The organism is Streptomyces sp. NPDC059564, assembly GCF_042735575.1.
GTDB lineage: Bacteria > Actinomycetota > Actinomycetes > Streptomycetales > Streptomycetaceae > Streptomyces.
Genome location: NZ_JBHWBP010000098.1, coordinates 1 through 23,526, shown reverse-complemented (window position 1 = coordinate 23,526; position 23,526 = coordinate 1). Strand labels below are relative to the sequence as shown.

Sequence of the window (23,526 nt, the reverse complement as noted above, 5' to 3'; positions counted from 1 at the left end):
CCCCTGGAGCTCGTCGACCAGCCGCTTGTAGAAGTCGAGCCCCTTCGCGTTGGCCGGCCCCCGGCCGGCCGGCTGGATGCGGGGCCAGGCCAGTGAGAAGCGGTACGTGTCGACGCCGAGGCCCGCGATCAGCCGGGTCGTCGTGGTCTTGCCGTTCGTCGCGGAGACGAGGACGACATCGAGATGCTGCGCCAGCGCGCCGAGAAGATCGGGGTCCAGCCTGAGTGCGACCTTGCCACCGATCACCGATCCGCTTCCGCGTCCCGCGGCCCGCGACACCGCCGCCGCGGCCTTGCCCGCCGTCACGGCCAGCTTGGCCCGCGGCGAAAGCGGCTCCGTGTTGCCTGCCATCGTCCCTTGTCCTCCTTGCGTCGGTCGGCCCCAGCCTATCCAGTACCGGCCGGGGCCTTGACCGCGGCGCCCCCAGGCTGCCGCGGATCTCCTCATATATTCGCCCGTCGTACCCTTACGGCCATGCGACAGCGCCCCATCCCCGGTACCACCGGACTCGTCCGCACCATGAGCCTGCTGGGTGATCCGGTGCTCCACTCCGCCTGCGCGGAGGTCACGGCCTTCGGCCCCGAACTCGACCGTCTCATCGAGGACATGTTCGCCACGATGTACGCCGCCCAGGGCGTCGGCCTCGCCGCGAACCAGGTCGGCGTCGGGCAGCGGGTCTTCGTCTACGACTGCCCCGACGACGAGGACGTCCGGCATGTGGGCCACATCGTCAATCCGCGCCTCGTCGTCGCCGACGGGGACGAATTCCGCGGCCCCGAGGGCTGTCTGTCCCTGCCCGGCCTGGAGGCGGGCACCGTCCGCTTCGACCGGGCGGTCGTCGAAGGGGTGACCTCCGACGGGTCGCCCGTACGGATCGAGGGCACCGGATTCTTCGCCCGGTGCCTCCAGCACGAGTGCGACCACCTCGACGGCACCGTGTACGCGGACCGGGTGACCGGCCTGCGCGCCCGCCGGCTGCGCCGGGCGATCCGCAAGGCACCGTGGGGCGCGGGGGCGCCGCGCGGCTGAGCGGGACCGCCGGGCGCGGGCCGGGACCGGGGGCGCCGCCCCCGGCCCCGTGGCGCCGCTTCGACGACAGGGCCTAGAAGCCCGGGCCGTCCGCGCGGTTGCCCGCGGTGGCGAGGCGTCCCCAGAGCAGGTCGGTGAGCCCGGTCACCAGCTCGGCCCGGCCGCAGGGGCGTTCGCCGAGCCACCAGTCCCCGGCGGCGTGCATCATGCCGACGATGCCGTGCCCCCAGATCCGGGCGAGCCGCTCGCCGCCCGGGCCGAGGTCGACGCGTTCGCCGATCACCTGGGCCAGTTCCTCGCCGAGCCGGCGCAGCAGCGGGGCCGAGTGCAGACCTACGTCGAATCCGCGCTCGGGGCTCTGCGGGTCCTCGGCCGGGTGCATCAGGAACCGGTACACCTGCGGCCGGGCCTCGATGGCGGCGAGGTAGGTGTCGAGGGTGGCCTCCACCCGCCGGCGCCGCTCGGCGGGCGCGTCGAGCGCGGCCCGCAGCGAGTCCAGCAGGGCGTCGGTGTGCCGGACGGCGAGGGCCTGGTAGAGCCCGGCCTTGTCGCCGAAATGCCGGTAGAGGATCGGCTTCGTGATGCCCGCCTCGGCCGCGATGGCGTTCATGGACGCCTTGGGGCCGTCCCTGAGGACGACGCGGTCCGCCGCCTCGAGCAGCTCCCGCCGACGGCGTTCCGCCGCTCCCGGCTCTCCGGCCTGCTGAGTGGTGTGCATGACGTGTTTCTCTCCCCGCCCTTGCGATGGTGCGTGACGCCCACGCAACGTAACACCCCGCACACCCGCGCGTTCGAACCCGGCGCCGCTTGACAGTGCTTACCGGCCGGTAACAGACTGTGGCCATTGTTCGGGTTACCAGCAGTAACTCGCGGGAGCGGATCTGCTGACGGCCGTGTGAGACAGCTGGAGGGGACATGGCGGAATTCACCATGGAGCTCAACGACGACCAGAAGCAGGTCCGCGACTGGATCCACGGCTTCGCCGCCGACGTGATCAGGCCCGCGGCCGCGGAATGGGACGAGCGCGAAGAGACTCCGTGGCCCGTCATCCAGGAGGCCGCCAAGGTCGGCATCTACTCCCTGGACTTCTACGCCCAGCAGTTCTTCGACCCGACCGGCCTCGGCGTCCCGATGGCCATGGAGGAGCTCTTCTGGGGCGACGCGGGCATCGCCCTGTCGATCGTCGGCACCGGTCTCGCGGCCATCGGCGTCCTCGCCAACGGCACCGAGGAGCAGATCGGCACCTGGATCCCCCAGATGTACGGCACCCCGGACGACGTGAAGGTCGGCGCCTTCTGCTCCTCCGAGCCGGACGCCGGTTCCGACGTCGGCGCCATGCGCACGCGGGCCGTGTACGACCAGGCCAAGGACGAGTGGGTGCTGAACGGCACCAAGACCTGGGCGACCAACGGCGGCATAGCCAACGTCCACATCGTCGTCGCCGTGGTCGACCCGGAGCTGGGCACCAAGGGGCACGCCTCCTTCATCGTCCCGCCGAACACCCCGGGGCTGTCGCAGGGACAGAAGTTCAAGAAGCACGGCATCCGCGCCTCGCACACGGCGGAAGTGGTCCTGGAGGACGTACGCGTGCCCGGGTCCTGCCTGCTCGGCGGCAAGGAGAAGCTCGACGAGCGGCTCGCCCGGGCCCGCGAGCGGGCGGCGGCCGGCGGCGGCGAGCGCGTGAAGAACGCCGCGATGGCCACCTTCGAGGCCTCGCGGCCCGCGGTCGGCGCGATGGCCGTGGGCACGGCGCGCGCCGCGTACGAGGTCGCCCTCGACTACGCCAAGACCCGCACCCAGTTCGGCCGACCGATCATCGACAACCAGGGCGTCGCCTTCCAGCTCGCCGACATGCGCACGCAGATCGACGCCGCCCGGCTGCTGGTGTGGCGGGCGTCGTGGATGGCGGTCGCGGGCAAGCCGTTCACCTCGGCGGAGGGCTCGATGTCCAAGCTCTACGCGAGCGAGGTGGCGAAGAAGGTCACCGCCCAGGCGGTGCAGATCCTCGGCGGCAACGGCTTCACCCGCGAGTACCCGGTGGAGCGGATGCACCGGGACGCGGCCATCTACACCATCTTCGAGGGAACCAGCGAGATCCAGCGGCTCGTGATCGCGCGGACCCTCTCGGGCATGCCGATCCGCTAGCCGCGGAGACGGGCAAGGGGGGGTGGGGCCGGTGGCCCGCCCCCTTTCCGGCTTTCAGCGCAGCGGTGCGAGGCAGTTGGTGCGGACGCCGCCCGGGCCGTACTTCAGGTCCGCGTAGAAGTCCCCGTCCGCGCACGTCGCGCCGGGCTCCAGCAGCCCCCTGACGCGGAACTCGGCCGACGCCGAGCCGCAGGGCACCACCCGCAGGTCCTGGTCGTGCCAGTCGCCCGCGTTGCGCACGCACTGCCCTGCGGTCAGCGTGGTCGCCCCGTGCTCCTCGCCGACCACCAGGCCGATCACGAGGAGCGCCGCGACCGAGAGGAAGAGGAGCAGTACCGGTACGAGGAACAGCAGCGCGGCCGGACGCCGCCACAGCGGGCGCCCCGGGTCCAGCGGGGGCCGGAAGCCGCCGGTCGGCGGGGCGAGCCCGCGGAAGGCCGACCGCGGGCCGAGGTTGATCAGCAGGGTGACCGGGGTGATGAACAGCGACAGCGGACCCCACCAGCCCTGCCACAGGGTGTCGGCGGACATCCGGCGGTAGGTGGACGTGCCGCAGTCGCGGCAGAACGGCCCCGGCGCGCTCAGGAACCGCATCAGCACGAGCATGCCCTGGTGGCCGCGCACGGTCGCGGGAGCGGCGGGCACCGCCCCGCACAGGCGGCAGCCGTGGACACCCGGCGGGTACGGGAGGACGTACGCGTCCGGCCGCGGCTGAGGCGGGCCGTACGGGCCGTACGGGCCGGCGGGCGGCTGGGGGTACGCGTACGGGCCCTGCGCCTGCGGGGCGGCGTACGGCCCCTGGGGGCCCGGCGCCGGGGTGTACGGGCCGTAGGGGCCGGGTCCGTAGGGCGGCGGAGGTGTGGCCACGGCGGTCTCCTGGGGTGCGCGGTGATCATCGTGCGGCGATCACGGCACCCTAGCCGGAGCCCTCGGGGGCCGGTCGGCCGGACCTCGCGCGGGGGCTCCCGGCGCACGGTTTCCAGGGGGTCGCCACACGTGATCCTGCCCACTCCCGCGCGTGCCCCGAAGCGCGTTCCGGTGCCCGTCGGCGGCGGGCTCCCGGTGATCGTCCTGGTGAGCGGGACCCGCGCGCCGTGCCGTTCCCGGTCCGTCACCCGCCGCCGGCCCCGGCCGGCGTCCGCGAGCCGCCGCGAATGATCCGGATGACGGGCATGAGCGCATGGTGAGCGGGCATACACACCCTGAACTGGACCTCGAATATGGGTTCCGTCCGGGGGTGGCGATCAGCAATACTCACCGCCACCGTGGATCGCGGATTCGACCGGGTGACCACCGGCCCTCCCGCCCCACTCTGCGAGGAGGTGCGCCAATGTGCTCCCACCAGCCCCCCTGCCCGCCCGCCGACAGCGCCGATCACGACGCTGCCCGCACCGTGGCCTCCCACCCGGAACAGGGGTGGAACCTGCTCTGCAACGGCGTGGTGGTGTTCGACGACACCGGTGAACTGCTCCCCGAAGGCCGGACGGTGGAACCCCGCCGGCCTGCCCTGGTCTGAGCGAGGAGGCAGCATGCGCCAGCAGCTGATCCGCAAGCCCGTCCCCAAGCCCGCCCCCCGAGACCTGGATCTGCGCACACCGTCGGGCAGACCCCTCCCGTACTGACGGGAGCCCCGGAACGATTACGGCGTCCACCGGCCGCGCCTCAGCCGGTGGACGCCGCCGCACCACCCATGAAGGCGCTTTCGTACGCCTCGTCGCCGATCGCCGCCCGCGCCTGCCGTTCGCCCTGGTCCCGCAGGGCCATCAGCGAGGGTGCCCCGCCCATCTGCGGCCGTCCCACGGTGCGCCACCAGGCGTGCCCGGTGCCGAGCAGCCGCGCGGCCAGTTCCCCGTCGCCGAGGCCCGCCACGGCGGCCGCGAGCACGTCCAGGCCCAGCGCGATGCCGAAGCGGTCGCCCAGCAGCCGCTTGCCGGAGAGCATGGCCCGTACGTGCCGGGCGGCCTCCCCGTGCTGGCCGAGCCCGAGCGCGGCGACGGCCAGGATGTAGTCGGCGTACGCCCGCAGCCAGCGCTCGCCCAGCTCCGCGCAGGACTCGCGCAGCCCCCGCGCCTCCTCGGCGGCCTCCTCGAAGCGCCCGAGGTCGCACAGGGCGTACCCGGTGGCCAGCCGGCACAGCAGCCAGCCCGCCCCGCTGGTCCGCCCGCCGTGGCCCGCCCGCGCCCGGGGCCCCGCCAGCGCGAGCGCCGCCCCGGGGTCGCCCGGCATCAGGACCGACACCGCCCTCAGGTAGGCGGCGCGCAGCTCCGGCTCCGGGTCGGCGAGCCCGGCCGCCACCCGGGTGCACCGGGCGCCGGTCTCCCGGGCCCCCTCCATGTCCCCCTGGAGCAGCATCGTCAGCCCGAGGGCCCACAGCCCCTGGGCACGGGCGGCGTCCCCGGGCGGGGCCTCGCGCAGGGCCCGTTCCAGGAAGCCGCGGCCCTCGTGGACGTGCCCGCAGGCGAACCAGAAGAACCACAGGGCGCCGGCCGTCTCCAGGGCCGCGGCCGGCTGCGTGCCCAGCAGGTGCTCCAGGGCGGTGCGCAGCTGCGCGTGCTCGGCCGTCATGCGGCGGTACCACTCCACCTGGCCGGGCCCCATCCACCCCTGGTCGGCGGCCCGCGACAGCGCGGCGTACCAGTGGGCGTGCCGGTCGGCGACGGTCCGCACCTCGCCCAGTTCCGCCAGCCAGTCGTGGCCGAACTCGCGGATGGTGTCGAGCATCAGGTAGCGCGCGCCCGCCCCCCGCGCCTCGGAGCGGCGTACGACGGACTTCGCGACCAGCCCCTCCAGCACCCGTTCCACCCGGGCCGGGGCGAGCGGTCCGCCGGAGCACACGGCCCGGGCGGCGGCCACGTCGAAGTCCCCGGTGAACACCGACAGCCGGGCCCACAGCAGCCGTTCCACCGGCTCGCACAGCTCGTGGCTCCAGCCGATCGCGGTGCGCATCGTCCGGTGCCGGGGCAGGTGCGCGGCGCGGCCGTCGGTGAGCACCTCGAAGCGGGCGCCCAGCCGCTCGGCGAGCTCCTCCAGCGTCCACAGCCGCAGCCGGGCGCCCGCCAGTTCCAGGGCGAGCGGGATGCCGTCGAGGCGGCGGCAGACCTCGGCGGCGACGGGGATCCGCTCCGGGTCGTCGAAGACGGCGGCGGCCCCGGGGGTGGCGGCGAGGGCGCGGGCCCGGAAGAGGGCCAGGGCATCGCTGTCGGGCCCCTCGAAGGGCAGGGGGCGTACGTCGACCACCGTCTCGCCGGGGGAGCCCAGCCGTTCCCGGGAGGTGGTCAGCACCGTCAGCCCGGGTGCGGACTGCAGGAGTTCGGCCGCCAGGTGGCGGACCTCGCTGACGAGGTGCTCGCAGGTGTCGAGGACGAGGAGGAGTTCCTTGTCGGCCATCCAGGCGCACAGTTCCTCGTCGAGGGCGTGCGCGGAATGGTCGGCGAGGCCGACGGCGTGGGCCACGGTCGCGGTGAGCAGCCGGGGATCGCGCAGCGGCGAGAGCTGCACCCACCAGATCCCGTCGCGCCGGGCCGCGGCGCGGTCCACCGCGCGGCGGGCGAGGCGGGACTTGCCCACGCCCCCCACCCCGGTCAGGGTGATCAGTCTTCGGTCGCGCAACAGAGCGTCGAGCCGGGCGAGTTCGTGCTCCCGGCCGACGAAGCTCGCCGTCTCCGGCGGCAGGTTTCCCGGCACGGCGCCAGAGTCTGGCGCAGGGCTGCCACCCGCGGAGTCTGCCTGATTGTCGTTGACCGAGTACTCACCGAACACGGTTGTATTGTGCGCGATCTTCTTTCGCGGCAATGCCGTTCGCGTCGGATCGGCGTGTGATCGGTGCCCGTTCCGTGCGGGCGGGCTCAGCCGGGGAGCGTGATCCGCCGTTCCTCTCCGAAGGCTCCCCAGTTGCCGTCGGGCAGCCGGGCGCGGAGTTTCAGGGTCCAGAGGGTCCCGGCCGGCTCGGTCGTGGTGAGCCGGTAGGAGGCCCGGCCGGCCGGGACGGCGCCGGAGCCGAACTGGATGACGGTGACGGGCCGGTCGTTGACGTAGAGCTGGTACTCGCTCGTCGGGCGCCCGGTGTCCGGCGGGGTCCAGGCGAGGTCGACCGTGCCGGGTGAGGCCGTCGCGGTGAACGCGCCGGGCGCGGTGCCGGGGCCCTGGGCGGGGTCGGGCGGGGTGGTCACGGCGACGGCGGGGCCGTCGGGGGAGGAGTTGTCGGCGCCGTCCCGGGCCCGGACGGTGAAGGAGTAGGCGGTGCCCGGCTGGAGGCCGGTGAGGGTGGTGGCGCGCTCGCCGGGGCCCGTGGTGTGGATGCGGATGCCGCCCTGGAGGACGTCGTACGCGCTCACGCCGGTGTCGTCCGTCGCCGCGGCCCACTCCAGCCGGACCGCGCGGGGCCCCTCGGCGCGGCCGGTGGTGGCGGGCGGGGCGGTGGGCGCACGGTGGTCCTCGGCCCTGGCCGCCGGGGTGGTGGCCCGGGCCGGGGCGCTGAGGGCGGAGCGGTTCCCGGCGGCGTCCCGGGCGCGGACGGTGAAGTCGTAGGCCGTCTGCGGGGCGAGCCCGGTCACGTCCACCATGGTCTTGTCGGCCGGGAGTTCCCGGACCAGCCGCCCGGCCTGGAAGACCTGGTAGCCGGTGACCCCGTCGGCGGGGGCGGCCGACTCCCACATGACGTGCACCGAAGTGGCGCTGCCCGCCTGGGCTGTGAGCCCGCCGGGCGGGTGCGGGGGCCGGGTGTCACCCGTGTCGCAGGCCGTCAGTGCCCCGAGCGCCAGGCCGAGCGCGAGGACCGCGGTGAGGGGGCGCGGGGGAGCGGTGCGTCGCACGGGGTGCCTTCCTGCGCTTCCTTGCCAAGACTGCCTCGTAAAGGTCTAGACATATATGGCACGCGCGGCGCCGACCGGGCAAGACCCCTGCGGGCGACGGCGCCGGCGAGGGCCGGTGATGGTCGGGAAGGGGTGGCGATGTGGCCGGGTTCGTCTTCTTCTGAACCCGTCTGGCATTATTGCGATCTCTTTGCAATAACAGATGACCGTAAACAGGGATGTGCACAGCATGACGGCCCGGACAGTACGGGGAGCGGCCGGAGCCGCGCTCGCCGCCGCACTCATCACGGGCGTGACGGCCTGCTCGAACCCCTCGGGACCCGCGGGCGCGGCCGACTCCGCCGTGGTCGGCATCGCCACCGAGCCGGAGAGCCTCAGCCCGCTGCTGGGCTACGGCAAGGACGGCAACTCCAAGATCTTCGACGGGCTGCTCACCCACGACGCGGACATGAAGCTGGGGCCCGCGCTGGCCGAAGCCCTGCCGGAGGTCTCCGCCGACGGCCGTACGTACACCTACAAGCTGCGCCAGGGCGTGAAGTTCAGCGACGGGGAGCCCTTCTCCGCCAAGGACGTCGAGTTCACCTACCGGACCATCCTCGACCCGCGCACCAACAACGCCTCCAAGACCGAGCTGGACGCGATCGAGAGCGTCACCGCGCAGGGCCCGGACCGCGTCGTCTTCACCCTGAAGTACCCCTACGCGCCCTTCGCCGAGCGCACCGTCCTGCCCATCGCCCCCGAACACCTCGCGGGCCGGCAGGACGTCAACAGCGGCGAGTTCACCACCAAGCCGGTCGGCACCGGCCCCTACGTGCTCACCGGCTGGTCCAAGGGCGAGAAGATCGGCTTCAGGGCGAACCCCTCCTACTGGGGAGGCGAGCCCGCCGTGAAGAGGTTCACCATGGCCGTCATCAAGGACGACGACGTCCGCGCCACCCGGCTGCGCTCCGGCGAACTGGACGCCGCGATCCTGCCGCCGAACCTGGCGAAGGGCTTCGCCTCCGACAAGGCGCGCAAGACCTTCGCCGCGAAGACCTTCGACTACCGCAACGTGACCCTCCCGACGCACCACAAGGTCACCGGCGACACCGCCGTCCGGCAGGCCCTGGACATCGCCGTCGACCGGAAGACCATGGTCGACAAGCTCCTGGACGGCGCGGGCAAGGCCGCCTACGGCCCGGTCCCCACCGACAGCCCCTGGTTCACCGCAGGCACCGAGCGCGCCCACGACCTCGACCGGGCGAAGAAGATCCTCGACGACGCCGGCTGGAAGCCCGCCGAGGACGGCATCCGCGTCAAGGACGGCGTCCGCGCCTCCTTCCCGCTCTGGTACACCTCCGGCGACAAGATCCGCCAGGACCACGCGCTGGCCTTCGCCTCCGACGCCAAGAAGGCGGGCATCGAGGTCAAGACCGAATCCGGGACGTGGGAGGTCATCGAACCCCGGATGAAGACCGACGCCGTCCTCGCCGGCGGCGGCTCCCCGGCCGACCCCGACTTCGACCAGTACCTCCTGCTGACCTCCGCCCTCGCGGGCGACGGCTTCAACAACATGGCCCGGTACGACAATCCGGTGGTCGACCGGGCGCTGGCCGACGCCCGCAAGAGCGGCGACCCGGCCGCGCGCAAGGCCGCGTACGACACCGTGCAGCGCGAACTCGTCAAGAACCCCGGCTACGTCTTCCTCACCCACATCGACCACCTCTACGTCGTGAACGACAAGTGGGACGGCCCCGGCACCCAGGTCGAACCGCACGACCACGGCCTCGGTTCCGGCCCCTGGTGGAACGTCGAGAGCTGGAAGCCGAAGCAGAAGTGAGCCGCCGCCTCCCCTGGGGGCCGATGGCACGCATGGCGGGGCGGCGCACCCTGTTCGCCGCCCCCGTCCTGCTCGTCGTCACCTTCGGCGTGTTCGCCGTCGCCGCGCTGTCCCCCTTCGACCCCGTCAAGGCGTACGCGGGCACCGCGGGCCTGACCGCCTCGCAGGTTGAACTCGACCAGCTGCGCGCCAACCTGGGCGTGGACCGGCCCCTCGTCACCCGCTGGTGGGAATGGCTGACCTCGGCGCTCACCGGCGACCTCGGCACCTCCGCCGTCATGCGCCAGCCCGTCGCCGACGTCATCGCCGGACGCCTGGGCTGGTCGGTGCTGCTCGCCTGCTGCGCCTTCGCCGTGGCCGTCCTGCTCGGCACGGTCCTCGGCGTGCTCGCCGCCCGCCGCCAGGGCGGCCTCCTGGACCGCGGGGCATCCGCCCTCGCCTACACCCTGGAGGCGGCCCCCGCTTTCTGGCTCGGGCTGCTCGCCGTCTGGTTCTTCGCGGTCCGCCTCGGCGCGCTGCCCTCCGGCGGGCTCACGGACGCCGCCGGCGACACCGTCACCGCCGGCCAGGTCGCCTCCCACCTGGTGCTGCCCGCGCTCGTGCTCGGCGTCTCCCAACTGCCCTGGTTCTTCCTCTACGTGCGCCAGGGCGTGGCCGACGCCCTGGCGGAGGACCCCGTACGGGGAGCCCGCGCGCGGGGCCTGTCCGAGCGCAGGGTCCTGCTCGGCCACGGGCTGCGCTCCGGGATGCTGCCGATGCTCACCCTCATCGGCTCCCGGGTGCCGGAACTGATCACCGGCGCCCTGCTGGTGGAGACCGTGTTCAGCTGGCCCGGCATCGCCGCCGCCACCGTCCAGGCCGCCACCTCGGTGGACTTCCCGCTGCTGGCCGCCCTGACCGTACTGGCCACCGCCGCGGTGCTGGCCGGGAACCTGCTGTCCGACCTGCTGTACGGGCTGGCGGACCCGAGGGTGGGCTTCGATGGCTGAGACCCCCGGGGAGCCCAGGCGGTGGCGCCGCCGCGGCGGTGACCGCCGCTCCACCCGCACCACGCGGCTGCGCGCCTCGGCGGCCGTGGCCGTCCTGATCGCCCTGGCCGTCCTGCTGGTGCCCCCGCTGGCGCAGCTCGACCAGCAGGCCGTCGACCTCTCCGCGAAGCTGCTGCCGCCCTCCTGGCACCACCCCTTCGGCACCGACGACGTGGGCCGCGACCTGCTCCTGCGCTGCGTCTACGGGCTGCGCGTCTCCCTGCTGGCCGGCCTGGTGGCGGCGCTCGCCGCCGGCGTGCTCGGCACGGCCGTGGGCGCGGCCGCCGGGGCACTGGGCGGCTGGACCGACCGGCTCGTCATGCGCGCCGTCGACACCCTGTCCTCGATCCCGCACCTGCTGCTGGGCATCTTCATCGTGGCCCTGTTCCGGCCCGGCGTCTGGCCCGTGGTGGTGTCGGTGGCGCTGACCCACTGGCTGTCCACCGCCCGGATCGTGCGCGCCGAGGTGCTCTCGCTGCGGGGCCGCCCGTACGTGGACGCGGCCGTCTCGGGCGGCGCCTCGCGGTGGCGGGTGACCGTACGCCACCTGGTGCCCGGGGTCCTGCCCCAGGCCGGGCTGGCCGCCGTGCTGATGATCCCGCACGCCATGTGGCACGAGTCCGCCCTGTCCTTCCTCGGCCTCGGCCTGCCGGCCCACCAGGCCAGCCTCGGCACCCTCGCCCAGAGCGCCCGCGGCTCGCTCCTGGCCGGCGACTGGTGGCCCACCCTCTTCCCCGGCCTGCTGCTCATCGTCCCGACGCTGGCCCTCGCCGGCCTCGCGGGCGCCTGGCGGGACCGGCTGAACCCCCGACGCCGCTCGGAGCTGACGCTGTGACCACACCCCTGCCGGCGGCGGACGGCGACGTGCTCCGCGTGGAGCGGCTCTCGGTGCGCTTCCGGATGCGCGGCGGGCGCTCCGTCGAGGCCGTCACCGACGCCACCTTCCGGCTGCGCCCCGGCGCCTGCCTCGCCCTCGTCGGCGAGAGCGGCTGCGGCAAGTCCGTCCTCGCCTCCGCCCTGCTCGGACTGCTCCCCGGCAACGCCGAGACCGCCGGGTCGGCCCTGCTCCCCGACGGCCTCGACCTGCTCGCCGCCGGTGAGAGGACCCTGGCCCGCACGGTACGGGGCCGCCGCGTCGGCCTGGTCCCGCAGAGCCCCGCCGCGCACCTCACCCCGGTCCGCACCGTCCGCTCCCAGCTGGAGGAGACCGTCCGGGAACTGGCCGCCCCCGAAGGCGGGAAGGCGGAGCTGCGCGCGGCCGCCGAAGCCGCGGCCGCGCGGGCCGCGTTCCCCGCCGACCACCTCGACCGGTACCCCCACGAACTCTCCGGCGGCCTCGCCCAGCGCGCCGCCACCGCCCTCGCGCTCGTCGGGGACGCACCCCTGCTCCTCGCCGACGAGCCGACCACCGGCCTCGACCGGGACCTCGTCCACCGCACCGTCGACGAACTGCGGGCCCACACCCGCGACGCCGGCCGCGCCCTGCTGATGATCACCCACGACCTGGCCGCCGCCCGGCGCGTCGCCGACACCGTCGCCGTCATGTACGCGGGCCGGATCGTGGAGACCGCCCCCGCCGGAGCCTTCTTCGGCGCGCCCGGACCCCGCCACCCCTACGCCCGGGGCCTGCTCGACGCCCTCCCCGAGCGGGCCTTCACCCCGATCCCCGGCGTTCCGCCCGAGCTCGGGAACCTCCCGCCCGGCTGCGCCTTCGCCGCGCGCTGCGCCCTGGCCGACGCCACCTGCCGGGCCGCCCGGCCCCCGTTCACCGAAGGGGTGGCCTGCCACCGTGCTTGAGCTCAAGGGCGTCACCGCCGGCTACCGCCGCCACGAGCCCGTCGTCCGGGACGCGCACCTCGCGCTGCACCCCGGCGAGGCCCTCGGGCTGCTCGGGCCCAGCGGCTGCGGCAAGTCCACCCTGGCCCGGGTGGCGGCCCTGCTGCACCGCCCCGACCGGGGGACCGTGGCCCTCGGCGGCCGCACCGTGACCGGCTTCCGGCACCGGGCCCCGCGCTCCCTGCGCATCGAAGTCGGCGTCGTCTTCCAGCAGCCCCGTCTCTCCGCGGACCCCCGCCTGCGGCTCCACGACCTCGTCGCCGAACCGCTCCGCGCCACGGGCCGTCGTCACGCCGTGGCCTCCACCGTGCCGGAGCTGGCCGAACGGGTCGGCCTCGGCCCGGACCTGCTCGCCCGGCGGCCCCACGAGGTGAGCGACGGGCAGCTGCAACGCGCCTGCGTGGCCCGGGCGCTGGTGCTGCGGCCGCGCTGGCTGGTCTGCGACGAGATGACCGCGATGCTCGACGCCTCCACCACGGCGGCCCTCGTCGGGGTGGTCGAGGAGTACCGCGCCGAGACCGGCGCCGGACTGCTCGCAGTCGGCCACGATCCGGTCCTGCTCGGCCGCTGGTGCGACCGTACGGTCCACTGGAAGGAGATCAACGGCCGCACCGTCGAGTGATCGACTTGTTGCGCCTTCGTGAATCATCCGGCTCTTCCATGGACTCCTCGGGCAGTGCGATCTAGCGTCTGGCGGCGGCGCGATGTCAGACACATTGTCAACAAAACTGAAGAACAAGGAGGATGCCCCGATGTTCCGAAGAGCGCTGAACTGCGCTGTGGTCCCCGCCCTCACCGCGCTGACGGTGATGTACGGGATCGCCCCGGCGGCCCAGGCCGAAGAGATCCCCCAGGCCCCCGGCCACCGCCTGGTCAGCCACTACGACGGCGGCCCCGCCGCCGCCGCGCCGCTCCCCGGCGAAGCCCCGCCGCAGCACCCCCACCTCGCGCCCAACGGCCGCAGCGGCATGCACTCCGACGCGGCCGGCAGCGCCACCTCGCCGTGGTCCGGCCCGCTCGGCAGGAAGCCGCAGGTCACCAGCGAGAAGATCGCCGCCCTCGGCGGCGAGTGCGCCACCGCCACCTTCGACGCGGGCGGCCGCCTGGTCACCGTGTGCGGCACCTTCTCCGGCTTCAAGGTCAAGCTCCTGGAGCCCCGTACGCTCGCCACGCTCGCGGAGTACCAGCTCCCGCAGCGTTCTTCGACGGTCGAGGCGATCACCTCGCTCGACTTCTCGAAGATCTTCAAGGACACCTCGGGCGGCGCCTACTTCTACCTGGACAACCAGGACCGGGCCGTGCTGGCCGACTCCCGCCAGCACATCCTGCGCCTCGCCCACGGCCAGAACCCCGACGGCAGCTGGAAGTTCACCGTCGAGGACGACTGGGACCTCACCGGCCAGGTGCCCCACGACTGCGTCGGCTGGACCAACCTGTGGCCCAGCGGCACCTGTGACCCCGTCACCTCCGTCATGCCCGACTGGAACGGCCGCATCTGGTGGGTCACCCGCCAGGGCCGCGTCGGCACCGTGGACCCGGCGACCTCGCGGATCCGCTCGATCCAGCTGCAGGGCGAGGAGATCCAGAACTCCTTCTCCGTCGCCGAGGACGGCGTCTCCATCGTCTCCGACCACGCGCTCTACAGCTTCCGCGCCACCGCCGACGGCACCCCCGAGGTGCAGTGGCGCCAGACGTACGACCGCGGGACCGGTACCAAGCCCGGCTCCGTGAACCAGGGTTCGGGCACCACCCCGGACCTGTTCGGCAACGGCTACGTCGCCATCACCGACAACGCCGACGACCGGATGAACGTCCTGGTCTACAAGCGGGGCGTGGACGTCCCCGCCGGCGAGCGGCTGGTCTGCACGGTGCCCGTCTTCGGCTCCGGCGCCTCGACCACCGACAACTCCCTGATCACCTGGGGCAACAGCATCGTCGTCGAGAACAACTACGGCTACGAGAACGTCACCTCGCTGCTGCTCGGCAAGTCCGTCACCGGCGGCGTCAGCCGCATCGACGTCCGCGCCGACGGCAGCGGCTGCGACACGGTCTGGTCGAGCGCCATCCGCTCGCCCTCCGTCGTCCCCAAGCTCTCCACCGGGAACGGGCTGCTCTACTTCTACGAGAAGGAGCCCAACGCCTGGGGCATCGACGCCTGGTACCTCACCGCGGTGGACTTCCGCACCGGCGAGCGCCGCTGGCGGCAGCTGACCGGCACCGGCCCGCTGTACGACAACAACTGGGCGCCGATCACCCTCGGCCCCGACGGCACCGCCTACGTCGGCGTGTTCAACGGCATCGTCGCCGTCCGCGACGGCGGCTGACCCGCCGCCCGGACCGAGCCCCCGCCCGACCGGCGGGGGCTCAGTCCCCGGGCCGCCACAGCGGATGCTCGCCGTCGGCCCACCACCGCCCCACGAAACCGGTGCGCATCCCGCGCCGGGCCTCCGGATCGCCGAGGGCCTTGCCGATGTGCCCGGCGAGTACGAGGCCCAGTGCCAGGGCCAGCCAGTCGTGGACGAACGTGGCCCCGGTCCGCCACACCAGCGGCGCGAACCCGGTGAACCACATCAGCAGCCCGGTGCCCAGCATCACCAGCACCGCACCGGCCAGCCACGCCGCGTAGACCTTCTGGCCCGCGTTGAACTTCCCGGCCGGACGCGGACCCCGGCGGCGCAGCGCCGAGCGCAGCCAGACCCGGTCGTGCGGCCCGAACCGGTTCAGGACCCGCAAATCGGCGCGGAACGCGCGGGAGCCCAGCCCCAGCAGGAACGGCACCAGGAGCAGCAGCCCCGACCAGACGTGGACGGTGACCACCAGGTGCCGGCGCCCGACGAGCTCCGCGAGCTGCGGCAGGTACAGGGCGCCGGCGGAGGCGACGCACACCCCCGTGAGGGCGCCCGTCGTCCGGTGGATCCAGCGCTCGGCGCGGCTGAAGCGGCGCACGCGGGGCGCGGGTTCAGACGGTGGGGGCATCGTCACGTCCGTTCGAGCGGCCGACCCAGGCGTCCACGTCGTAGCCGAGCCGCTCCCAGTAGCCGGGTTCGACGCTGTCGGTGACGGTGATGCCGGACAGCCACTTGGCCGACTTGTAGAAGTACATCGGCGCGACGTACAGCCGGACGGGTCCGCCGTGGCTGTGCCCCAGCGGCGCGTCCTGCATGCGCAGCGCCACCATCACGTCGTCGCGCCGCGCCTGGGGGAGGGTCAGGCTCTCGGTGTACGCGCCGTCGAAGCAGCTGAAGCGGATGGCGCGGGCCTCGGGCCGCACCCCGGCCGCGTCCAGCAGGCGGGCCACCGGCACCCCCTCGAAGGAGGTGCCGGGCACCCGCCAGCCGGTGACGCACTGCACGTCGCGCACCACCCGGGTCTGGGGGAGGCGCCGCAGGGCGTCGAGGTCGTAGGTCCGCGGCCGGTCCACCAGGCCGTCGACGGTGAGCCGGTAGTCGGCGGGGCCGCGCTCGGGCACCGACGAGGTGACGGAGTAGTAGCGGAAGCCGCCGCCGTTCGGCAGCAGCCCCGTCAGGCCGGTCGGATCCTTGTCGGCGGCCGCGCCGAGCCCGGTCTCCACCGCCCGGCGCAGCGCGGGCGCGGCCACCAGCGCGGCCGCGCCGAGCGCGACCGTGCCCAGGACCAGCCGGCGCCCGACCGGGGCGCCGCGCCCGTCGGGATCCTCGGTACGCGTGTCTGTGCTCACCAGCCGATTCGACCACCACCGCGGCCCCGGCACCAGGGTGTGCGGCCGTCCGTCAGACTTCCGTCACATCCCCGGCGCCCGGGCGCGGCTCAGACGGCGGATTCGAGCTGCCGCTCCGGCTCCCGGCCGGAGGCGCCGGTCTCGGCGGGGGCCGGCCGGGGGTGGGCGAGGCTCGCCTCCAGGTCGTCCAGCGCGAGTCGGGCCGACGCGATCCGCTCCCGCACCTCGTCGGCCGGATCCAGGGCGTTCGTCGCGCGCTCGCGGGCCCGGGCGTCCGCCTCCTCGATCTCCCGCGCCTCGTCGAGGGAGTTGAGCACCACGCCGATCAGGACGTTGACCAGCACGAACGAGGCGAGCAGCGCGTACGAGGCGTAGTAGATGATGCTGAACCGGGAGATCTGCAGCCCCGCCCGGACGGCATCGGTCAGGCCGTCCAGGGTGGTCAGCAGGAACAGGGTGAGCGAGGCCCGGCCGATCGACCCGTAGTGCTGCGGGTCGGACTCGGCGAAGCAGACCCAGCCGACCATGGCGTACACGTACACCACCAGCGCACCGACGAACAGGAAGCTGGCGGTGCCCGGCAGGCTGCGCCCGACCGCGATCAGCAGGATGCGCAGGTGCGGCAGGAAGCGGGCGGTGCGCAGCACGCGGGCGAGGCGCAGCAGCCGCAGCACGGTGGTGTTCTCGCGCAGGAACGGCAGGAAGGCCGAGGCGACGATCAACAGGTCGAAGATGTTCCAGGGATCCCGGAAGAATGCTTTCGGCCGGTCCGCGTACGCCCCCAGGCGCAGCAGCATCTCCAGCGTGAACAGGGTGAGGCAGCCGTCCTCGGCCAGCTGCAGGGCCTGGCGGTGCGCATCGGCCAGCCCGCTGTACGTCTCCGCTCCTATCAGCCCCGCGTTGAGCAGGATCACGACGAAGACGCCCATCCCGAACGACGGGTCTTCCGTGATCCGCCGGCAGTGGGCTGCCAGTCTCCTGCGGCCGGGGCCGGCCTGCGTGGCGTCCGTCATCTCGCTCCTCGTACTCGTTCGTGGCACTCGTATGGGCAAGGGCCGGACCGGGCGGGGGCGCGCGCGCCCACGCCGGTCCGTCCTTCTAACGCCTTACGGCCGAACGGGTTTCAGCGAAGCCGCGGACCCGCCCGGGGGCGTACGCCCGGGGGCCGATGTCCGCGCGGAGGCGCCTGGTTACTGTCCAGGCATGAACACAACAGCGCTGTACGCGCCACCCACGACGGCCCGCAGGCGCAGCCCGGCCCTGCTCGACTGGGGCGGGGCCGCCCTCTACGTCTTCACCGCGCTCCTGCTCATCGGCGGGGCCCCCGACGCCGCCGGGCCGCTCCTGGCGGGCGTCCTGACGCTGGCGCTGAGCCTGCTCACGGGGCTGCTGCGGCGCCGGCCCGGCGCGGCCCTGGCGCTCACCCTGGTGGTCTCCACGGTCCTGGCCTTCGGGACCCAGCAGGGGCCGCGGACGCCGGACGGCTACCTGGTCTACGTTCCGGTGGCCCTCGTCTTCGGGGTCCTCGTCGCGACCCGCCCGCGCCGGGACGCGGTCATCGCCGCCATCGCCGTGGCCCTGGTGGAGCTGCCGGCCGTCGCCGGGCTGGCGTCGGGCCCGTACGGCATGACGAGCAGCCTGCTCGTCACGGTCCTGGGGACGGCCGCCTCCGGCATGGCCGGCCTGCTGCTGCGCCAGCGCCGCGAACACGCCGTCGAACTGCGCGAGTCGGAGGTGTCAGAGGCGCTGACCGCGGAACGCCTGCGCATCGCACGGGAGTTGCACGACATGGTCGCCCACAGCATCGGCGTGATCGCCATCCAGGCGGGGGTCGGCAGCCGGGTCATCGAGACCCGGCCCGCCGAGGCGCGCAAGGCCCTGACGGCCATCGAGACCACCAGCCGGGAGACCCTGGCCGGCCTGCGCCGGACCCTGGTCGCCCTGCGGCGGGCCCAGCCGGACGGGGAGGGCGGTCACGTTCCGACGGGGCCCGCGCCCGGCCTGGCCGACCTCGACGCCCTGGCGGCCTCGCTGGCGGGTGCCGGGGTGCGGGTCGACGTACACACGACGGGTGAGGCGCGCCGCCTCCCGCCGGACATCGACCTGTCGGTGTACCGCATCGTGCAGGAAGCCCTGACCAATGTGGTCCGGCACGCGGGACCCGCCGCCCACGCCCGGGTGACCCTCGACTTCGCGCCGGACGAGCTGCGCGTGGAGGTCGTCGACGACGGCCGGGGGGTGTCCGCGCGGGCCGGGAGGACCGGCTTCGGGATCACCGGCATGTACGAGCGGGTCGCCCTGCTCCACGGCCGCCTCAGCGCCGGGCAGCGCCCCGAGGGCGGCTTCCGGGTGGCGGCGGAGCTGCCGCTGCCGGGCACGGACGCGGAGGACGGCCGATGAGCCGGGTACGCGTCCTGCTGGTGGACGACCAGCCGCTGGTGCGGTCGGGGCTGGGCGTGCTCATCTCGGACACCGCGGACCTGGAGGTGGTGGCCGAGGCCGGCACCGGCGAGGACGCCGTGCGGCTCGCCGCGGACCACGGCCCGGACGTGGTGGTGATGGACATCCGGATGCCCGGCATGGACGGCATCGAGGCCACCCGCCGGATCACCCGGGAGCCGGACGCGCCCCGGGTGCTGGTCCTGACCACGTTCGACGAGGACGAGCACGTCTACGGGGCGCTGCGCGCGGGCGCCAGCGGGTTCGCCGTCAAGGACATGGCCCTGGACGACATCCTCGCGGCCATCCGGGTGGTGGCGGCCGGGGACTCGCTGATCGCCCCCGGCGTCACGCGCCGCCTGATCGCCGACTTCGTCCGGAGCCCCGGCTCCGGTCCGGAGGCGCCCCGCAGGGCCGGGCGGGCGCTCGGGGGGATCACGGACCGGGAACGGGAGGTGCTCACCCTGGTCGGGCGGGGCCGGTCGAACACCGAGATCGCCGAGGAGCTGTTCATCTCGGTGGCCACGGCCAAGTCCCACGTGGCCCGCCTGTTCACCAAGCTGGACGCCCGGGACCGGGTCCAGCTGGTGATCATGGCCTACGAGGCGGGCCTGGTCGCCTCCTAGCGGGGGTCTTCGGCCTGCTTCTGGGCCTTCTGCGCGTTCTTCTCCTTGATGCGCACGGCCTCCTTGCGCACGTCGGCCTGGGTGGCGCGCTCCTTCTGCAGCCACTCCGGGTCGTCCTGCTTGATGGCCTCGATCTGCTCCGTGGTCAGGGCCTCGGTGACCCCGCCGCGCGCGAGACCGGCGATGGACACGCCGAGCTTCGCCGCGACGACGGGCCGCGGGTGCGGGCCGTTGCGGCGCAGCTCCACCAGCCAGGCGGGCGGCTCGGACTGGAGTGCGTTCAGCTCGGAGCGCGAAACCACACCCTCCTGGAACTCTGCGGGGGTGGCTTCGAGGTACACACCCAGCTTCTTCGCCGCGGTGGCGGGCTTCATCGTCTGGGTGTTCTGGTGCGACGTCATGGGGTCAAGGGTATCGAGCGTGTGCGCTACCGCTGACCACGACCGGTAACCTGGCGGGGTGACAGGCTCGGATGTACCCCCTTCGTTCCGGCTCGCCTACGTCCCGGGAGTGACGCCCACGAAGTGGGTGCGGATCTGGAACGAGCGGCTGCCCGAGGTCCCGCTGACCCTCGTGGGCGTGAGCGCCGCCGAGGCGTTCGACACGCTGCGCGGCCGTGGCGCCGACGCCGGGTTCGTCCGGCTGCCCGTCGACCGTACGGATCTCAGCGCGATCCCCCTCTACACCGAGACCAGCGTCGTGGTGATCCCCAAGGACCACCTCGTGGCCGCCGTCGAAGAGGTCTCCACCGCGGACCTGGCGGACGAGATCGTGCTGCACCCCCTCGACGACGTCCTCGGCTGGGAGTCCCTGCCGGGCCGTCCCGCGTTCGAACGCCCCGCCACCACGGCGGACGCGATCGAGCTGGTGGCGGCGGGCATCGGCGTCCTCGTCGTCCCGCAGTCGCTCGCGCGCCTGCACCACCGCAAGGACCTCACGTACCGGACGGTCACGGACGCCCCCGAGTCGCGCGTGGCGCTGTCCTGGCCGGAGGAGCGGACCACCGATCTGGTGGAGGAGTTCATCGGCATCGTCCGGGGCCGGACCGTGAACAGCACGCGCGGCCGTCCGCCGACGCCGCCCCAGCCCAAGCAGCGCAAGGCCGCCGCGGCGGGCAAGGCGGGCGCCGGGAAGCCGGGCGCGAAGACCGGGGGCAAGCCCACCGGCAAGACGGCGGGGAAGAACGCCCGCGGGGGCTCGGCCGCTCCGAAGGCCGCCAAGCGCGGCAAGCCGCGCGGCCGCCGGTAGCGCTCCGTCACGCCGACCGCTGCCCGTGGCCCTTCCGTAGCCCTGGGCGCCGTCCTCAGTCCGCCGGGTTCGGGGGTTCGGCGTCGCTGACCTGGACCAGCCGGTAGGCGTGGCCGCGCCGGGGTCTTCGCTCGCTTCCCCGCAGGCCGCGGGCCTGCTGGACGGCCGCGTCGAGGAGCGCCGAGACCTGCGGGTTGGCCCGGCGCAGCCGCAGCAGCTGGTCGGAGCGCAGCCCGAGGGCCGCGGCGGCGGTGCCGGCGTGGGCGCCCCGGGCCACGGACTGGATGAGGAGGCGCAGCCCGAAACCGCCGAGCTTTCCGGGCACCGCGACCTGGTGCGCCGCGGCCAGCGCGGACGCGGAGGTGAGGGCCGCGTCGAAGGCCGGGTCGTGCGCGCGCCAGCCGGCCAGCATCGCTTCGGGGATCCCGGCGGCTGCCGCGCATCCGGCGGGGCCGAGGCCCAGGGCGGCCGCGTGGACGGCGCGGGCGCGCCGGACGCCGTTCTCGGCGCGCAGGTCGGGATGCGGATCGAGCGCGGTGACCAGTGCCTGGTCGATGCCCTCGGCCGCGGCGAGGCCCGCCAGCACCGCCGCCGCCCACTGCCTGCGATCACCCGACGGTTCCTGTGCCTGGTCGTCCACTGGGTACGCGCCTTCCGCCGTGTTCGCCGGGGTCGGGCCCCTGGTCCCATTGTGCTCTTCGGCAACCCGCCCGTCCCACGCGTTTGCGCGGCGGCGGGTGCCGGGGCAGGGTCGGTGGGGCGGTTACCTCGCAGGAAGGCCGGACCATGCCCATCGCCACCGTCAACCCCACGACAGGCCAGACGCTGCGGACCTTCGACGAGCTCGACGCCGACGGCATCGAGCTCGCCCTGGCGGAGGCCGCCCGCACGGCCTCCTCCTACCGGCGCACCACCTTCGCCGAACGCTCCGCGCTCCTCACCCGCGCCGCCGACCTCCTGGAGGCCGAGGCGCAGGACATCGCCCGCACCATGACCACCGAGATGGGCAAGCCCCTCGCGGCGGCCCGCGCCGAGGCCGCCAAATGCGCGAAGGCCATGCGCTGGTACGCCGCGCACGCGGAGGGCCTGCTCGCCGACGAGCACCCCGCCCCCGACGACGTCCGCGACGCGGGCGCCTCGCGCGTCCGGGTGCTCTACCGGCCGGTCGGCGTGGTGCTCGCCGTGATGCCCTGGAACTTCCCGCTCTGGCAGGTCGTCCGCTTCGCCGCGCCCGCCCTGATGGCCGGCAACGTGGGCCTGCTCAAACACTCCTCGAACGTCCCCCAGACGGCCCTCTACCTCGGGGACCTCTTCCACCGCGCGGGCTTCCCGCGGGGCTGCTTCCAGACCCTGCTCATCGGCTCGGCCGCCGTGGAAGCCGTGCTGCGCGATCCGCGGGTGGCCGCGGCCACGCTGACCGGCAGCGAGCCCGCCGGTCGCGCGGTCGCCTCCGTCGCCGGGGACGAGGTCAAGAAGACCGTGCTGGAGCTCGGCGGCAGCGACCCGTACGTCGTCATGCCCTCGGCCGACATCGCCCGCGCGGCCCGCACCGCCGTCACCGCCCGGGTCCAGAACAACGGCCAGTCCTGCATCGCCGCCAAGCGGTTCATCGTCCACACCGACGTCTACGAGGAGTTCGCCCGGCTCTTCACCGCCGGCATGGAGGCCCTCACCGTGGGCGACCCGATGCTCGAAGCCACCGACGTCGGCCCGCTGGCCACCGAGTCCGGCCGCGCCGACGTGGAGGAACTCGTCGAGGACGCCGTACGCCGGGGAGCCATCGTGCTGTGCGGCGGCGGGCGCCCGCCCGGCCACCCGGACGGCTGGTTCTACGCGCCCACGGTGCTGGCCGGCATCACCCCCGCCATGCGGATCGACCAGGAGGAGACCTTCGGCCCCGTCGCCACCCTCTACCGGGTGGCGGACCTCGACGAGGCCGTCGAGCGGGCCAACCACACACCCTTCGGGCTCAGCTCCAACGTCTGGACCCGCGACGCCGCCGAGGTGGAACTCTTCGTCCGCGACCTGCAGGCCGGCGGGATCTTCGTCAACGGCATGACCGCCTCCCACCCCGCGCTGCCCTTCGGCGGCGTCAAGCGCTCGGGGTACGGGCGGGAGCTGTCCGGACACGGCATCCGCGAGTTCTGCAACATCACCACGGTGTGGCAGGCAGCGGATCCGGGCTGAGCGGGCGGCGGCCCGCCCCGGCCGGTTCCACGAGGCCGACGACGTGGTCGGTGACCAGGTCGAGGAGGTCGGCCGCGGCCCTGGCGTCCCCGAGGACGAGGGCGTTCAGGGTCATCCCGTCGGTCATGGCCGCCAGGTAGCGGGCCAGCACGGGGACCGGCACGCGCAGTTCGAGGTCCATGTCCCGGCGCAGCTGGCCGAGGAGTTCCCCGTACGTCTCGCAGTACAGCTCGTACTGGCGGCGCGCCAGGTGCTCGAACCCGGGCTGGCGCAGGGCGTACTGGGTGAGCTCGTAGGTCAGCATGTGCTCGCCGGGCCGGTCGCAGACGTGGTCCCAGTACGCCTGGAAGCCCGCCCGGACGGTCTCGCGCACGGTGGACCTCGGCCGGATGGCCTCCTTGACCACCGTGACGTAGTGGGCGGTGATCGCCTCGATGACGGATTCGAGCAGCGCCTGCTTGGACTCGAAGCAGTAGTGGAAGACGCTCAGCGACACGCCCGCCTCGGCGGCGATCGAGCGGGTCGTGGTGCGGGAGACGCCGTCGCGGGTCATCGCGCGGATCGCCGCCTCGGTCAGCTGCCGGCGCCGCTCGGCCGAGGGCATCCGGGCCATGGGGGCCCCTTTCGTGGTCGGGGGAGGACGGCAGGGGCCGCCCGGACC

Annotated in this window: 24 protein-coding genes; 13 read left to right on the top strand and 11 right to left on the bottom strand. The window is 74.0% G+C overall.

What is annotated here, in order from left to right:
- Positions 1-351: family 1 glycosylhydrolase (locus ACFV0Q_RS18700; RefSeq protein WP_385006621.1), on the bottom strand; the 351-nt coding region annotated here is incomplete at its 3' end.
- Positions 352-474: 123 nt separating this feature from the next.
- Here ACFV0Q_RS18700 and def point away from each other — a divergent pair.
- Positions 475-1,029, top strand: a complete 555-nt coding sequence (gene def, locus ACFV0Q_RS18695; RefSeq protein ID WP_385006619.1) for a peptide deformylase — start codon at positions 475-477, stop codon at positions 1,027-1,029.
- Positions 1,030-1,102: 73 nt separating this feature from the next.
- On the opposite strand, the gene ACFV0Q_RS18690 is transcribed toward def, so the two are convergent.
- The gene (locus tag ACFV0Q_RS18690) at positions 1,103-1,747 is read right to left on the bottom strand and encodes a TetR family transcriptional regulator (protein WP_385006617.1); all 645 of its coding nucleotides are present in this window, start codon (positions 1,745-1,747) and stop codon (positions 1,103-1,105) included.
- A 197-nt stretch (positions 1,748-1,944) separates the two neighbouring features.
- Here ACFV0Q_RS18690 and ACFV0Q_RS18685 point away from each other — a divergent pair, with 197 nt between their 5' ends.
- Positions 1,945-3,174 carry an acyl-CoA dehydrogenase family protein gene (locus ACFV0Q_RS18685; protein ID WP_385006615.1) on the top strand — a complete coding sequence of 410 codons (1,230 nt, stop codon included), beginning with the start codon at positions 1,945-1,947 and terminating at the stop codon, positions 3,172-3,174.
- A gap of 54 nt (positions 3,175-3,228) precedes the next feature.
- Here ACFV0Q_RS18685 and ACFV0Q_RS18680 read toward each other — a convergent pair whose 3' ends face one another.
- Entirely contained in the window at positions 3,229-4,041 is an 813-nt protein-coding gene (locus tag ACFV0Q_RS18680; protein WP_385006614.1) for a hypothetical protein, read from the bottom strand.
- A 463-nt stretch (positions 4,042-4,504) separates the two neighbouring features.
- On the opposite strand from ACFV0Q_RS18680, the gene ACFV0Q_RS18675 reads away from it, so the two are divergent.
- The gene (locus ACFV0Q_RS18675; RefSeq protein ID WP_385006612.1) at positions 4,505-4,690 is read left to right on the top strand and encodes a DUF5999 family protein; all 186 of its coding nucleotides are present in this window, start codon (positions 4,505-4,507) and stop codon (positions 4,688-4,690) included.
- 146 nt (positions 4,691-4,836) lie between these two features.
- On the opposite strand, the gene ACFV0Q_RS18670 is transcribed toward ACFV0Q_RS18675, so the two are convergent.
- Positions 4,837-6,858, bottom strand: coding sequence for an ATP-binding protein (locus tag ACFV0Q_RS18670; protein WP_385006611.1), 2,022 nt, complete (start codon positions 6,856-6,858; stop codon positions 4,837-4,839).
- A gap of 161 nt (positions 6,859-7,019) precedes the next feature.
- The gene (locus ACFV0Q_RS18665) at positions 7,020-7,985 is read right to left on the bottom strand and encodes a fibronectin type III domain-containing protein (RefSeq protein WP_385006609.1); all 966 of its coding nucleotides are present in this window, start codon (positions 7,983-7,985) and stop codon (positions 7,020-7,022) included.
- A 229-nt stretch (positions 7,986-8,214) separates the two neighbouring features.
- Here ACFV0Q_RS18665 and ACFV0Q_RS18660 point away from each other — a divergent pair, with 229 nt between their 5' ends.
- The 6 genes from ACFV0Q_RS18660 to ACFV0Q_RS18635 all read left to right on the top strand — a co-directional run bounded on the left by ACFV0Q_RS18660 (position 8,215) and on the right by ACFV0Q_RS18635 (position 14,992).
- Positions 8,215-9,804 (top strand): ABC transporter substrate-binding protein, encoded by a 1,590-nt coding sequence (locus ACFV0Q_RS18660; protein ID WP_385006607.1) that lies wholly within the window; start codon positions 8,215-8,217, stop codon positions 9,802-9,804.
- A 23-nt stretch (positions 9,805-9,827) separates the two neighbouring features.
- Positions 9,828-10,793, top strand: coding sequence for an ABC transporter permease (locus tag ACFV0Q_RS18655; protein ID WP_385006605.1), 966 nt, complete (start codon positions 9,828-9,830; stop codon positions 10,791-10,793).
- Complete coding sequence (locus ACFV0Q_RS18650; protein WP_385006603.1) at positions 10,786-11,667, top strand: ABC transporter permease; 882 nt, start codon at positions 10,786-10,788, stop codon at positions 11,665-11,667. Before ACFV0Q_RS18655 ends, ACFV0Q_RS18650 begins: the two co-directional genes overlap by 8 nt.
- A complete protein-coding gene (locus tag ACFV0Q_RS18645) occupies positions 11,664-12,629 on the top strand; it encodes an ABC transporter ATP-binding protein (protein WP_385006601.1) in 966 nt (321 codons plus the stop codon). Before ACFV0Q_RS18650 ends, ACFV0Q_RS18645 begins: the two co-directional genes overlap by 4 nt.
- Entirely contained in the window at positions 12,622-13,290 is a 669-nt protein-coding gene (locus ACFV0Q_RS18640) for an ABC transporter ATP-binding protein (RefSeq protein WP_385006599.1), read from the top strand. The genes ACFV0Q_RS18645 and ACFV0Q_RS18640 overlap by 8 nt, the downstream gene beginning before the upstream one ends.
- A gap of 130 nt (positions 13,291-13,420) precedes the next feature.
- Positions 13,421-14,992: a hypothetical protein gene (locus ACFV0Q_RS18635; RefSeq protein ID WP_385006597.1), complete on the top strand. Its 1,572-nt coding sequence runs from the start codon at positions 13,421-13,423 to the stop codon at positions 14,990-14,992.
- Positions 14,993-15,032: 40 nt separating this feature from the next.
- Here the strand turns inward: ACFV0Q_RS18635 and ACFV0Q_RS18630 are convergent, their stop codons facing one another.
- The 3 genes from ACFV0Q_RS18630 to ACFV0Q_RS18620 form a co-directional block, all read right to left on the bottom strand.
- Complete coding sequence (locus ACFV0Q_RS18630; RefSeq protein ID WP_385006596.1) at positions 15,033-15,644, bottom strand: cytochrome b/b6 domain-containing protein; 612 nt, start codon at positions 15,642-15,644, stop codon at positions 15,033-15,035.
- Entirely contained in the window at positions 15,628-16,365 is a 738-nt protein-coding gene (locus ACFV0Q_RS18625) for a molybdopterin-dependent oxidoreductase (RefSeq protein WP_385006594.1), read from the bottom strand. Before ACFV0Q_RS18625 ends, ACFV0Q_RS18630 begins: the two co-directional genes overlap by 17 nt.
- Positions 16,366-16,454: 89 nt before the next feature.
- Positions 16,455-17,378, bottom strand: coding sequence for an ion transporter (locus tag ACFV0Q_RS18620; protein WP_385006592.1), 924 nt, complete (start codon positions 17,376-17,378; stop codon positions 16,455-16,457).
- A 190-nt stretch (positions 17,379-17,568) separates the two neighbouring features.
- Between ACFV0Q_RS18620 and ACFV0Q_RS18615 the strand changes: the two genes are divergently transcribed.
- Positions 17,569-18,765: a sensor histidine kinase gene (locus tag ACFV0Q_RS18615; RefSeq protein ID WP_385006590.1), complete on the top strand. Its 1,197-nt coding sequence runs from the start codon at positions 17,569-17,571 to the stop codon at positions 18,763-18,765.
- A complete protein-coding gene (locus ACFV0Q_RS18610) occupies positions 18,762-19,430 on the top strand; it encodes a response regulator (protein WP_385006588.1) in 669 nt (222 codons plus the stop codon). The genes ACFV0Q_RS18615 and ACFV0Q_RS18610 overlap by 4 nt, the downstream gene beginning before the upstream one ends.
- Here ACFV0Q_RS18610 and ACFV0Q_RS18605 read toward each other — a convergent pair.
- Positions 19,427-19,831, bottom strand: a complete 405-nt coding sequence (locus tag ACFV0Q_RS18605; protein WP_385006586.1) for a DUF5997 family protein — start codon at positions 19,829-19,831, stop codon at positions 19,427-19,429. The two genes, ACFV0Q_RS18610 and ACFV0Q_RS18605, sit on opposite strands and share 4 nt — an antisense overlap.
- Before the next feature lie 58 nt (positions 19,832-19,889).
- Between ACFV0Q_RS18605 and ACFV0Q_RS18600 the strand changes: the two genes are divergently transcribed.
- On the top strand, positions 19,890-20,678 hold the full coding sequence (locus ACFV0Q_RS18600) for a LysR family substrate-binding domain-containing protein (RefSeq protein ID WP_385006584.1): 789 nt from the start codon (positions 19,890-19,892) through the stop codon (positions 20,676-20,678).
- Positions 20,679-20,733: 55 nt separating this feature from the next.
- Here ACFV0Q_RS18600 and ACFV0Q_RS18595 read toward each other — a convergent pair whose 3' ends face one another.
- A complete protein-coding gene (locus ACFV0Q_RS18595) occupies positions 20,734-21,318 on the bottom strand; it encodes a hypothetical protein (protein WP_385006582.1) in 585 nt (194 codons plus the stop codon).
- Between the two features lie 146 nt (positions 21,319-21,464).
- Here ACFV0Q_RS18595 and ACFV0Q_RS18590 point away from each other — a divergent pair, with 146 nt between their 5' ends.
- Positions 21,465-22,865: an NADP-dependent succinic semialdehyde dehydrogenase gene (locus tag ACFV0Q_RS18590; protein ID WP_385006580.1), complete on the top strand. Its 1,401-nt coding sequence runs from the start codon at positions 21,465-21,467 to the stop codon at positions 22,863-22,865.
- Here ACFV0Q_RS18590 and ACFV0Q_RS18585 read toward each other — a convergent pair.
- Entirely contained in the window at positions 22,831-23,478 is a 648-nt protein-coding gene (locus ACFV0Q_RS18585) for a TetR/AcrR family transcriptional regulator (protein ID WP_385006578.1), read from the bottom strand. The genes ACFV0Q_RS18590 and ACFV0Q_RS18585 overlap by 35 nt on opposite strands.
- Between the last annotated feature and the right edge of the window lie 48 nt (positions 23,479-23,526).

Excerpts from the sequence above, each read along its gene's own strand:
- ACFV0Q_RS18620 (WP_385006592.1), bottom strand. The coding sequence starts at position 17,378 with ATGACGGACGCCACGCAGGCCGGCCCCGGCCGCAGGAGACTGGCAGCC.
- ACFV0Q_RS18685 (WP_385006615.1), top strand. The coding sequence starts at position 1,945 with ATGGCGGAATTCACCATGGAGCTCAACGACGACCAGAAGCAGGTCCGC.
- ACFV0Q_RS18660 (WP_385006607.1), top strand. The coding sequence starts at position 8,215 with ATGACGGCCCGGACAGTACGGGGAGCGGCCGGAGCCGCGCTCGCCGCC.
- ACFV0Q_RS18675 (WP_385006612.1), top strand. The coding sequence starts at position 4,505 with ATGTGCTCCCACCAGCCCCCCTGCCCGCCCGCCGACAGCGCCGATCAC.
- ACFV0Q_RS18605 (WP_385006586.1), bottom strand. The coding sequence starts at position 19,831 with ATGACGTCGCACCAGAACACCCAGACGATGAAGCCCGCCACCGCGGCG.
- ACFV0Q_RS18585 (WP_385006578.1), bottom strand. The coding sequence starts at position 23,478 with ATGGCCCGGATGCCCTCGGCCGAGCGGCGCCGGCAGCTGACCGAGGCG.
- ACFV0Q_RS18615 (WP_385006590.1), top strand. The coding sequence starts at position 17,569 with ATGAACACAACAGCGCTGTACGCGCCACCCACGACGGCCCGCAGGCGC.
- ACFV0Q_RS18610 (WP_385006588.1), top strand. The coding sequence starts at position 18,762 with ATGAGCCGGGTACGCGTCCTGCTGGTGGACGACCAGCCGCTGGTGCGG.
- def (WP_385006619.1), top strand. The coding sequence starts at position 475 with ATGCGACAGCGCCCCATCCCCGGTACCACCGGACTCGTCCGCACCATG.
- ACFV0Q_RS18650 (WP_385006603.1), top strand. The coding sequence starts at position 10,786 with ATGGCTGAGACCCCCGGGGAGCCCAGGCGGTGGCGCCGCCGCGGCGGT.
- ACFV0Q_RS18630 (WP_385006596.1), bottom strand. The coding sequence starts at position 15,644 with ATGCCCCCACCGTCTGAACCCGCGCCCCGCGTGCGCCGCTTCAGCCGC.
- ACFV0Q_RS18655 (WP_385006605.1), top strand. The coding sequence starts at position 9,828 with ATGGCACGCATGGCGGGGCGGCGCACCCTGTTCGCCGCCCCCGTCCTG.
- ACFV0Q_RS18690 (WP_385006617.1), bottom strand. The coding sequence starts at position 1,747 with ATGCACACCACTCAGCAGGCCGGAGAGCCGGGAGCGGCGGAACGCCGT.
- ACFV0Q_RS18635 (WP_385006597.1), top strand. The coding sequence starts at position 13,421 with ATGTTCCGAAGAGCGCTGAACTGCGCTGTGGTCCCCGCCCTCACCGCG.
- ACFV0Q_RS18590 (WP_385006580.1), top strand. The coding sequence starts at position 21,465 with ATGCCCATCGCCACCGTCAACCCCACGACAGGCCAGACGCTGCGGACC.